At 71.4% G+C, this 8,690-nt stretch carries 8 protein-coding genes and 1 pseudogene; 8 read left to right on the top strand and 1 reads right to left on the bottom strand.

Going from position 1 to position 8,690, the window contains the following annotated elements:
- The 3 genes and pseudogenes from VR44_RS13635 to VR44_RS13645 all read left to right on the top strand — a co-directional run.
- Nucleotides 1-578: FAD-dependent oxidoreductase (locus tag VR44_RS13635; protein ID WP_045947740.1), on the top strand; the 578-nt coding region annotated here is incomplete at its 5' end.
- 18 nt (nucleotides 579-596) lie between these two features.
- Nucleotides 597-1,513 (top strand): annotated as a pseudogene (locus tag VR44_RS13640) (sigma-70 family RNA polymerase sigma factor).
- 252 nt (nucleotides 1,514-1,765) lie between these two features.
- On the top strand, nucleotides 1,766-2,776 hold the full coding sequence (locus tag VR44_RS13645; protein ID WP_045947746.1) for a hypothetical protein: 1,011 nt from the start codon (nucleotides 1,766-1,768) through the stop codon (nucleotides 2,774-2,776).
- 6 nt (nucleotides 2,777-2,782) lie between these two features.
- Here the strand turns inward: VR44_RS13645 and VR44_RS13650 are convergent, their stop codons facing one another.
- Nucleotides 2,783-3,175 carry a winged helix-turn-helix transcriptional regulator gene (locus VR44_RS13650; RefSeq protein ID WP_045947741.1) on the bottom strand — a complete coding sequence of 131 codons (393 nt, stop codon included), beginning with the start codon at nucleotides 3,173-3,175 and terminating at the stop codon, nucleotides 2,783-2,785.
- A 100-nt stretch (nucleotides 3,176-3,275) separates the two neighbouring features.
- Here VR44_RS13650 and VR44_RS13655 point away from each other — a divergent pair, with 100 nt between their 5' ends.
- From VR44_RS13655 to VR44_RS13675, 5 genes are all read left to right on the top strand, one after another.
- On the top strand, nucleotides 3,276-3,683 hold the full coding sequence (locus VR44_RS13655) for a RidA family protein (RefSeq protein WP_045947742.1): 408 nt from the start codon (nucleotides 3,276-3,278) through the stop codon (nucleotides 3,681-3,683).
- A gap of 209 nt (nucleotides 3,684-3,892) precedes the next feature.
- Nucleotides 3,893-4,300 carry a three-helix bundle dimerization domain-containing protein gene (locus VR44_RS42560; protein ID WP_157880292.1) on the top strand — a complete coding sequence of 136 codons (408 nt, stop codon included), beginning with the start codon at nucleotides 3,893-3,895 and terminating at the stop codon, nucleotides 4,298-4,300.
- A gap of 23 nt (nucleotides 4,301-4,323) precedes the next feature.
- Entirely contained in the window at nucleotides 4,324-5,322 is a 999-nt protein-coding gene (locus VR44_RS13665; protein ID WP_045947743.1) for a polyphosphate kinase 2 family protein, read from the top strand.
- A gap of 61 nt (nucleotides 5,323-5,383) precedes the next feature.
- Nucleotides 5,384-8,104 carry a cation-translocating P-type ATPase gene (locus VR44_RS13670; protein ID WP_045947744.1) on the top strand — a complete coding sequence of 907 codons (2,721 nt, stop codon included), beginning with the start codon at nucleotides 5,384-5,386 and terminating at the stop codon, nucleotides 8,102-8,104.
- A gap of 23 nt (nucleotides 8,105-8,127) precedes the next feature.
- The coding region (locus VR44_RS13675) for a SulP family inorganic anion transporter (RefSeq protein ID WP_045947745.1) at nucleotides 8,128-8,690 on the top strand (563 nt) is incomplete at its 3' end.

Here is an 8,690-nt window from a genome sequence, read left to right on the forward strand (position 1 = left end):
CCCTGGCGTCCGACGCCACGGTCTGGGCGGCGGGTTTCGCCGTCAGCCCGATCGCCGCCGCCGCCGGCCTGGCGGTCACCGAGACCGGTCGGATCCTCGTCGACCGCACCATGCGTTCCCTCTCGCACCCGAACGTCTACGCCGCCGGCGACAGCGTCCACGCGATCGGCGACAACGGCCTGCCCCTGCCGATGTCCTGTGCCACGGCCGGCTTCACCGGCATGCAGGCCCTCCAGGCCATCATGGGACGCCTCACCGGCAGCAAGGTCGGCCACGTCAAGCTGGCCTACCTGGGCAACCACATCAGCCTCGGGCGGCGCGACGGCATCCTGCAGCCGGTCGACCGCGAAGGGCGGGCGACACCACGGCACTTCGGCGGCCGCAAGGCCGCGCGGATCAAGGAGGCCATCCTCAGGACGGCGCGGTGGACCAGCTGGCACCCCACCTTCCGCCTGCCCAAGCGCAAGCGCCACCTGACCGCCGCGCCGCAGGCGTCGGCCGCGCACGCGCCGCAGTCGTCGGCCGCGCACGCGGCCCCGTACGCGCCGGACGCCCCCGCCGGCCGGGCGGTCGCGTAGCCGCCTAGGGTGATCCGCATGGACCGCGCCATCAGTGATCGCTTCGACACCAGCCGGTTCGAGGCCGGCCGCAACCGGCTGGCGTCGCTCGCTTACCGCATGCTCGGCTCGGCCTCCGACGCCGAGGACGCCGTACAGGACGCGTTCCTCCGCTGGCAGGCCGCCGACCGGGAACGGATCGACGTACCGGAAGCATGGCTGACCAAGGTCGTCACCAACCTGTGCCTCGACCGGCTCCGCTCGGCACGGGCACGCCACGAGCGGGCCGTGGGTGCCTGGCTGCCCGAACCGCTCCTGGAAGGCGACCCGATGCTCGGCCCGGCCGACACCTTCGAGCAGCGCGAATCGGTGTCGTTGGCCGTACTGACCCTGATGGAGCGCCTCTCACCCCTCGAGCGGGCCGCCTACGTCCTGCGCGAGGCCTTCTCCTACAGCCATGCTGAGATCGCCGGGATCCTCGGCATCACCGAGTCCGCGAGCCAGCAGCACGTCCACCGCGCGAGGCCGACCGGGCGTCCGCGCGCCGGGTCGTGGAGGAGTTCCTCGCCGCCGCCGCGTCGGGACGCACCGAACGCCTGGTGGCGCTGCTCACCGACGACGTGACGGCACTCTCGGACGGCGCCGGGCTGGCCAGGCGGCTGCTGCGGTACGACACGCCCGAGCAGGTCGCCTCCCACGTGCGGGCCGGCTTCAAGCCGACCCCGGCGAAGCGGCGACTGGCGGGCGGCACACCCGCGTTCCACTTCGCACTGGTCAACGGCTCCCCGGCCGCCCTCGCCGTGGTCGGCGACCGGATCCTGGGCGTCATGGCGTTCGAAGTCCGCGACGGCAAGGTCGCCTCCTTGCGCGGCATCGCCGCGGCGGCCCGGCTCAGGCGCCTCGACGAAGCCTGGCGGCAGCACGAACCCGAGGCACCGGCCATCGCCGCATGGTGACCGGCCCAGGTACTCGCGTGCCGGCTTCCCCCGCGCGGGGGAAGCCGGATGATCCGTGCGATGGATGTGATCAGCGGGGGAGACGCGGAGTCTTGGGGCCATCGGACATCCGGAGCCATGGGGGTTGTGGTGGCTGTACCCGAGTACTCGGAGGCGGGCGAAGGTCTCAAGCCGCCCGCGGTTACGCCGCGGTGGAGGCGGTGGTGGTGGCGGTGGCCCCTGTGGGCGCCGAGGGCCGCAGCGGTGTGGGCGGTGTCCTACGCCGCTGTAGAGGGCGCCTGGGCGGTGACGGGCACCGCCGTGCAGTGGAAGGAGCACTCCACGTACGCGCCATGGGTCCAGCTCCTCCTGGCGGCTCTCGCGCTCCTGGCCGGTGGTGCCTGTCTGGCCGGCACCCGGGACCTCGGCCCGTTCGGCCGGGTCGCCGTGGCGACGGCGCTGATCGTGGGGCTCGCGGTCTTCGTCGTGGGGATGAACGGGCTGCCGATCCACTTCGTGACGATGGCGACGCTCTCGGGAGTCGAGAGCGCCACCGGACTGGCCCAGGTGCTGCTGAACACGGCCGGCGCCGCCCTGCTCTTCCTCGTCTGGATCTCCTACCGCCGGCGGCTGCGCGGAGACTGTCCGCGGTGCGGGCGCCGGCACACCGGCGCGGCCGACGGCCCGCTCGTCCACCCGGCCGCGTCCCGAGCCCCGAGGCGGACCCGGGTCGTGGTGTACCTGCTCGCGGGCGGACTCCTGCCGTGGGCGGGAGCCAAAACCCTCTGGACCCTGGGCGGCAACGCCCTCGGCGTCGCGGGCGACGACTGGCAGAGGATGGCGGTGGCCGGCGCGTCGGGACCGTCGAAGGCGATCGCGTCGGCGGGCATCGACGTGACCGTACTGGCCGCCATGGTCGGAGTTTTTCTGCTGCTGGGCCTGTTGTACGGGTGGGGGCAGGTGTTCCCCCGCTGGACGCCGTTCCTGTCCGGACGGCGGGTCCCGCGCCTGCTGCCCTTGATTCCCGCCTGGCTGACCGGAATCCCCCTGGCGATGTACGGGGCCGTCCTCATCGTCATGGCCCCGCTCATGGCGGCCGGGGTGCTGCCCCCGGTCCAGCCGTCTCCGCCGTTCACCACCAGCTCGGGCATCACTTGGGTCGTGGAGTTCGGCGGGCTGGCATTCGGCGGCCTGGGCTTCGCCCTCGTCGCGGCCGCCCGCTCCTACACCGCCCGCACCCGCCCCGTCTGCGCCGGCGCCCTCGCCACGGCGAAGTCGGCGTAGCCGGAGTCAACGGCCGTCGAAGCGGTGGCGGGCCGTTTCGAGGTCGGCGAGGTAGCGGTGGGTCCAGTCGCACATGCCGTCGACCACGGCGCGCAGGGCCTGGCCCGGCTCCGTGAGGGTGTACTCGACGCGCGGTGGCACGGTCGGGTGGACGGTCCGGTCGATCAGACCGTTGCGCTCCAGCAGGCGCAGGTTCTGCGTGAGCATCTTGTGGCTGATGCCCTCGACCTCGTCACGCAGTTCGGTGAACCGCAGGGTGCGGTCGCCCACCGCTTCGATGATCAGGAGCGCCCATTTGTTGGCGATGTCGGAGAAGATCTCGCGCGCCAGGGAGTCCGCCCGCGTGACGTCGGCCTCGTCCTTGGCCGTGCCCGAGCCCTTGAGCTGCTTGGTCACCATCAGGTTCCCCCGTCACCAAAAAGTGCGTTCTTCCAGTTCGTTGGCCACTCTCCTACGGTTCCCGAGTAACTGCAAGAGAGCACGGAGAGGCTGGAAGAACATGGCCATCACCCTGGTGAACCCGGAGGGGCTGCCCACCGTCGACGCCTACCGGCAGGTCGCGGTCGCGTCGGGTTCGAGGACCGTTTTCATCGCCGGGCAGGTCGCATGGGGCTCCGACGGGGCCACGGTCGGCGTCGGAGACCTGGCCGCTCAGGTGGAGCGGTGCTACCTCAACATCGCCACCGCCCTGGCCGCGGTCGGCGGGACCTTGCACGACGTGGCGAAACTGACCGTCTACGTCGTCGACTGGACCCCCGACCAGATGCCACAGCTCATGGACGGGATCTCCCGGGCGGCCGAACGGCTGGGCGTGGTGCCGGTGCCGCCCGCGACGCTGATCGGTGTGGCGGCGCTGGACGTTCCCGAGCACCTGGTCGAGATCGAGGCCACCGCGGTCCTCGACTGACGGACCCGGCCCGGACGTGCCCGGCGCGCCGCCGGCCTGCGGCGGCCTCGTCGCGGTCCCGGATCGCCGTGGACTCGTCGTACGCCCCACCCGCGTACGACCGGCGCGGACGCCATGGCCCTGGCCGCCGCGCCCACGGCCGCGCCGCGGCCGGTCCCGAAGGGCGATCTTGTCCCGGTGAGCAGACAATGAGCGGCAAGGACCTTCTCGTGGCGTGGCGAGAGGGGCGGTTCTGCGGTCTGGAGGTCGTGGAACATGGGATCGGTACCGCCATGACGGTCGAGGCGCAGATCCACGGCACCGACGTGCGCCCTCCCTCCGAGGGCGCGCTCGGGATTCCCGGGCCGGCGGAGCGGGCCGCTACCGCGGCGCCGCCGCCGGCCGGCGCCCCACCTCCCTCGTACGAAGACGCGATGACCGTCCGGGACATGGTGGTGCGGCTGTGCGCCGCCTTCCCGTCGGTGGACGCGGCGACCGTCGAGACGACGGTGAGGGCCGAGTACGACGGGTTCCGCGAGGCCAGGATCAGGGCCTTCATCCCGATCCTCGTCGAACGGCGTGCCCGGAGGGCGCTGAGCGCCGCCTCGGAGCAGATGCAGATGCCGGAGCGGATGTAGGAGCAGGCAAGGGCGGATCGCTGATGTCCGACGACAGAGCCGAACGCATCGCGGATTTCATCCGGCCGCTGCGGGTGGAGCCCGGGTCCGAGGTGCGCCTTTCCCGGGACTTCGATCCCCGCTACAAGGCCGGTCTGAAGAAACCCGAGGGCGTCGAACTGCTGCGGAGCGGCGTGTCCTTGCTGGCGGAGTACCAGGAGCGGCTGGCCGCCCAGAACACGTACGGCGTGGTCCTCTGCCTCCAGGCGCTCGACGCCGGGGGCAAGGACGGGACCATCCGCCACGTGATGAGCGGCGTCAATCCCCAGGGCGTACGGGTCAGCAGCTTCAAGGTGCCCTCCGTGGAGGAACTCGGCCACGACTACCTCTGGCGGTACGCGCAGCGGCTGCCCTCGCGGGGCGAGATCGCCATCTTCAACCGCTCGCACTACGAGGAGGTCCTGGTCGTGCGGGTCCACCCCGCGATCCTCGACCGTCAGAACCTGCCGGAGGGCTCGTACGGGCCGGACCTGTGGGACCGGCGCTTCCGGGAGATCAACCACTGGGAGCGCTACCTCACGGACAACGGCTTCAAGGTGGTGAAGATCTTCCTGAACCTGTCCAAGGAGGAGCAGCGCATCCGCTTCCTGAAGCGGATCGACCTGCCGGAGAAGAACTGGAAGTTCTCCGCGGCCGACGTCCGTGAGCGGCGCTACTGGGACGACTACCAGCGCGCGTTCTCCGCGATGCTGTCGGCCACGAGTACGAAGTGGGCCCCCTGGTACGTCGTGCCGGCGGACCGGAAGTGGTTCGCGCGGATCTGCGCGGCGGCGGTCCTCGCGCACACCCTGATGGACATCGATCCCCAGTTCCCCGACGTGGGCGAAGAAGCGCGCAAGGACCTGCTGGTGACCCGGCGGGCGCTGGAGAAGGAGGCGCCCGCGGGGAGCGAGGCCGACCCGTACGCCGCCGGCCACCCGGAGAAGAAGAAGGGGAGGAGCGGCAGGCACAAGAAGGGGAAGAAGGGCCGCAAGCACGGCTAGGGGGACCGGACCTGTCGTACCGGCCCGGACCCGTCCGCGGCCACGGATCGGAGGCAGCACGATGACCGTGCGGTCGGTTTCCCCGGGCGAGCAGCCACAGGCTGCGGAGGACGCCTGGTACACGCGTGATCCCGAAGAGGTCGCGGCGGCCTTCGGCGTCGATCCGGCCGTCGGTCTCTCCACGGCCCGGGCCGCCGAGCTCCTGGCCGGACACGGCCCGAACGCGCTGCCGGCGGAGGAGCGGACGCCGACGTGGCAGCGGTTCCTCGGCCAGTACCGCAGTTACATGCAGTTGGTCCTGCTGGCCGCAGCGGCGGTCTCGCTGATCATCCAGGAGTGGACCACCGCGATCCTGCTGATCGTGCTGACCCTGCTGAACGCGGTGATCGGCCTGCGTCAGGAAGGCAAGGCGGAGAGCGCGATGAACGCGCTCCAGTCGATGATGAAGGCCTCGGCGCGGGTGCGCAGGGACGGGACGGAGGCCGAGATCCCCGCCGACCGGCTCGTCGTCGGCGACATCGTGCTCATCACCGCCGGGGACCAGGTGGCGGCCGACGGGCGCATCATCGAGGCCAGCGCCCTGCAGATCGACGAGTCGGCCCTCACCGGCGAGAGCGTCCCGGCGGCGAAGGACACCGGCACGCTGCCGGGCCGCCTGTCCTCGCCCGGGGACCGGACCTGCATGGCGTTCATGAACACCCCGGTCACCCACGGCAGCGGGGTGCTCGTCGTCACCGCGACCGGCGCCGCCACCGAGGTCGGCAAGATCTCCGGGATGCTGTCGGCCACGGAGAAGGAGGTGCCGCCGCTCACCAAGGAGCTCGACACCCTGACGCTGTGGATCACGGGCGCGGCTGGCCTGACCATGATCGTGATGTTCGCCCTGGGGCGTCAGCGGGACCAGGCCTGGGACGCGCTGTTCGTCAGCGCGGTCTCGCTGGCCATCGCCGCCATCCCCGAAGCCCTGCCCACCGTGACCCAGGCGATCCTGTCCGTCGGCAGCCTCAACCTGGCCGAACGGAACGCGATCGTCAAGGAACTCCCGTCGGTCGAGACCCTCGCCTTCACCTCGGCGATCAACTCGGACAAGACCGGCACGCTGACGATGAACGAGGTCACCGTCGTCGAAGTGCTGAGTCCCACCGACCGTTACACCGTCTCGGGCACGGGCTACGGGCTCGACGGCAAGGTCCACCACACCGCGGGGTCCTCGGCGGGCCTGGAGGACGCGATCCTGCCCTACCTGGTGGCCAGCGACGCGAAACTGGTGGACGGCACAGTGGTCGGCGACCCCACCGAGGGCGCGCTGCTGGTGCTCGCGCACAAGGCCGGCCTGGACATCGAGGGCACGAGGGAGGCCTTCCCCCGGCTCGCCACGCTGCCGTTCGACCCGACGTACAAGCTGATGGCCACCTTCCATTCGGCGCTCGACGCCTCCGGCCGCCAGGTCGTGCGCTGCTTCGTCAAGGGCGCGGCCCCGGCGGTGACGGCCCGGGCCGCCACCGCGCTCGCGGCGGGCGAGAGCATCCCCTGGGACGCGGAGCTGGCCGAGCGCGCCGACGCCCAGACGCTGCGGATGGGCGGGGAGGGGCTCCGGGTGATGGCCGCGGCCACCCGTGAACTGGACCCGGACGCCTTCGACCCGGAGGGCGACCTGCTGGCCTACGTCACCGGGCTGCGGATGACCAGCCTCGTCGGCATGGTCGACCCGCCCCGCGAGGAGGCCAAGGCCGCCGTGGCCGGCGCCCAGCAGGGACACATCCGCGTCCGCATGGTCACCGGCGACGACGTGGTCACCGGTGCGGCGATCGCCCGGCAGCTCGGTATCCCGGGGGAGGCGGTCCTCGGCGCCGACTTCGCCGCCATGAGCGAGGAGGAGCAGCTCGCCCGCATCGACGACATCGGCGTGGTGGGGCGCGTCGCGCCGGAGCACAAGGTGCTGCTCGCCAACACGCTGAAGAAGAAGGGCGACGTGGTGGCGATGACCGGGGACGGCGTCAACGACGCGCCCGCCATCAAGGCCGCCGACATCGGGATCGCCATGGGCAGCGGCACGGACGTGGCGAAGAACGCCGGACGCATGATCCTCTCCGACGACAACTTCGCCACCATCGTCTACGCCGTCGAGCAGGGCCGCCGGATCTACGACAACCTCACCAAGTACATCCGGTTCGTCCTGCTCCTGCTGGTGACCTTCGTGGTGACCTTCCTCGGCGCCACGGTCTTCAACATCGCGGCCGGCGAGCCCTTCACCCCGCCGCAGGTGCTGTGGATCCACTTCGTGGTCAATGCCTCCTTCGGCTTCGCGCTGGGCTTCGACCGGGAGAGCCCCGGGCTGATGCGGCGCAGGCCGCGGCCGCGCGGGGAGTCGGTGCTCAGCCGGCCCGTGCTGGTCACGGTCGGACTGGCCGGGCTGGCGCTCACCGTCGTCCTGCTCGGGCTGATCAAGCTCGGCGAGGCCCGCTACGGCAGCACCGCGACCGGCCAGTCGATCGCGTTCACCGCGTTCGCCCTCTGCCTGATCGTCGCTGCCTTCGAGTGCCGCAGCGAGACGGATTCGGTGCTGACGACCAGCACCTTCGACAGCAAGCAGATGAACTGGGTGGCACTGGCCCAGTTCGTCCTCGCGGTGCTGGTGACCCAGATGGACGGCTTCCGCCGCCTCCTCGGGACGACCGAGATCGACGCACGCCAGTTCGGCTGGGCGCTGCTGTCCGCCGTCGTGCTCCTCCTCCTGTGGGAGCTGGGCAAGTTCTCGGCCCGTCGGTCGCGACGCACCTGATGGGGGAGGGGGAAGGAGGGCCGGTGACCACCCGGCACGAGGATCGCGGGCTCCGCTCCCGGCTGCGGGACGTTCCCGGGGTCCGCGCGGCCTCGTCCTACCGCCGGGAGTGGCTGGTCAAGGACCTGGTGGCGGGTGTCGTCCTGACCACCCTGCTGGTGCCCCAGGGCATGGCGTACGCCGAACTGGCGGGCCTGCCGGCCATCACCGGCCTCTACACGACGATCCTCTGCCTGCTCGCCTACGCGGTGTTCGGACCCTCCCGGATCCTGGTACTGGGCCCCGACTCCTCCCTGGGGCCGATGATCGCCGCGACCGTGCTGCCGCTGGTGGCGGCCGGCGGGGACCCCGCGCGGGCCGTCGCGCTGGGATCGATGCTCGCGATCATGGTGGCGGCCGTCATGATCCTGGCCTCGGTCGCGAAGCTCGGCTTCATCGCCGACCTGATCTCCAAACCGACGATGATCGGCTACATGAACGGCCTGGCCCTGACCATCCTGATCGGCCAGCTGCCCAAGCTGCTCGGCTTCAAGGTCGAGGCGGACAGCCTGATCGGCGAAGCCGTCGGTTTCGTACGGGGCCTCGC

This window comes from Streptomyces katrae (assembly GCF_000966975.1).
GTDB lineage: Bacteria > Actinomycetota > Actinomycetes > Streptomycetales > Streptomycetaceae > Streptomyces > Streptomyces katrae.

Bases quoted from the DNA above. Each gene is read 5' to 3' on its own strand.
- VR44_RS13655 (WP_045947742.1), top strand. From the start codon at position 3,276: ATGGCCATCACCCTGGTGAACCCGGAGGGGCTGCCCACCGTCGACGCC.
- VR44_RS13665 (WP_045947743.1), top strand. From the start codon at position 4,324: ATGTCCGACGACAGAGCCGAACGCATCGCGGATTTCATCCGGCCGCTG.
- VR44_RS13670 (WP_045947744.1), top strand. From the start codon at position 5,384: ATGACCGTGCGGTCGGTTTCCCCGGGCGAGCAGCCACAGGCTGCGGAG.
- VR44_RS13650 (WP_045947741.1), bottom strand. From the start codon at position 3,175: ATGGTGACCAAGCAGCTCAAGGGCTCGGGCACGGCCAAGGACGAGGCC.